This window comes from Mesorhizobium sp. FG116, assembly GCF_057809835.1.
On sequence record NZ_JBMDKS010000117.1, the window covers coordinates 1 to 1,354 of the forward strand.

1 protein-coding gene is annotated in these 1,354 nt (G+C 56.9%); it reads right to left on the reverse strand.

All coding sequences use genetic code 11. The features are described from left to right. Positions 1 to 108: 108 nt before the first annotated feature. On the reverse strand, positions 109 to 1,200 hold the full coding sequence (locus ACODTY_RS24005; RefSeq protein WP_488996682.1) for a nucleotidyltransferase family protein: 1,092 nt from the start codon (positions 1,198 to 1,200) through the stop codon (positions 109 to 111). Positions 1,201 to 1,354: the final 154 nt, after the last annotated feature.

The following is a 1,354-nucleotide window of genomic DNA, read 5'->3' on the forward strand; positions in this document are numbered from 1 at the left end:
CGGAACCGGCGTCTTCTGACTTCCTGAAATGGCTGCATGAAACTTTGTCGCGACGCCGATGAATCCATGCTGCGCATCGAGGGGATGCCAATCACAGATCGCCTAATATCAAACGTTATCGGTGAACCCTTCGAGGTCTATGCCAGTGGATACCAAAGCTTCCGTGATGGTGGTTTTGGTAAGTTCCCTGGGCTTGTCTGGCAGCAGGCGCAACCCCTTCTCGATTGCCTCATGCCATGAGGGACCGCGGTTGAACGCCTCCTCGAATGCATATCCGAGCTCATCGAGCCGGCGAGTTGTGCGGAGCGCCTCGACCATCAGGCTTGCCTGGTGGAGGTCCTTCTCCCGCTTTGCGCCCCCATTGGCGTCTGACTGCCGCCGCGATGCCACGATCAGCTTATGGATCGCATAACGTTCTGGTGCGGGAACGACAACAGGCACGCCGGAGCGATGCAATAAGACGGTGCGGACCGGCTCGTGGATCAAGAAGTCGAGAAACCGCAGCGGCTGTGCGGATGCGCCACCGAGGGCAGGCATCGGACTGGCGTGATCCGTATATTCGTCGGATCCTCTGTTCGGCGTCAGGAACTCGACTTTGTAACGGGCGGAGTTCTCAAACTGGGTAGCTCGCATGGGGTCAGACCGATGCGGCACAGGCCGGAACGTTGGGTCGACATCCCGCAAAATTTCGATAATGGGCGGCAGGCTGTCCTGGACCTCGGCTGAGATCGAATAGTGCTGCGCGAAATCGGCATCGCCGGTCTGCAACGAAGCCCCAGGCAGCTTGACGCCCAACAGCCCACCGTATGTTTGGAAAGCAACCGTACCTACAAGGACGCCACGCAGGCGAAAGATTCCGGCATGGCCCAGAGCCTCAACAATAGCGCCCGTGAACCGCTCGGGAGCCACGAGGCCAGCCTCGCGAGTGAGCGTCGAAACCAGTTTTCGGCGGCTACGCAGGTCGTCTTTGATGTGCTGGAAGGTGTCGACCCGCTTGGCGATATCTGGATCGTCAGCCGGGCCGACATACTTGCGGGACTTTTTGGGCTGTGTTTCCTCGAAGTACCAGTAGTCCCTGCCCTTGACCGGTACGCGAACGAAATTTCCCGCAGTTGAGAACTCGATCTCGAACGAAGCGTCGAGGCTTCGCTGCACAAGCTCTGCGAACATTGTCCGATAGACGAGGTCGATTTCTTTCATGAAGCAGCCATTATAAGAAAATCGCAAATATCTTATAACGGCTTTTGCATTTGCTGCCAAGCGAGTAATCGAGCGGAAATGCCCACAACGCCTACTATAAAGAAAGAAGCGGAAATCTTATACCGCTCCACACCCGTCTGATAGGCGGCTTATC

What these genes read in the sequence shown, in the direction of transcription:
- ACODTY_RS24005 (WP_488996682.1), bottom strand. Translation starts at nt 1,200, where the DNA reads ATGAAAGAAATCGACCTCGTCTATCGGACAATGTTCGCAGAGCTTGTG.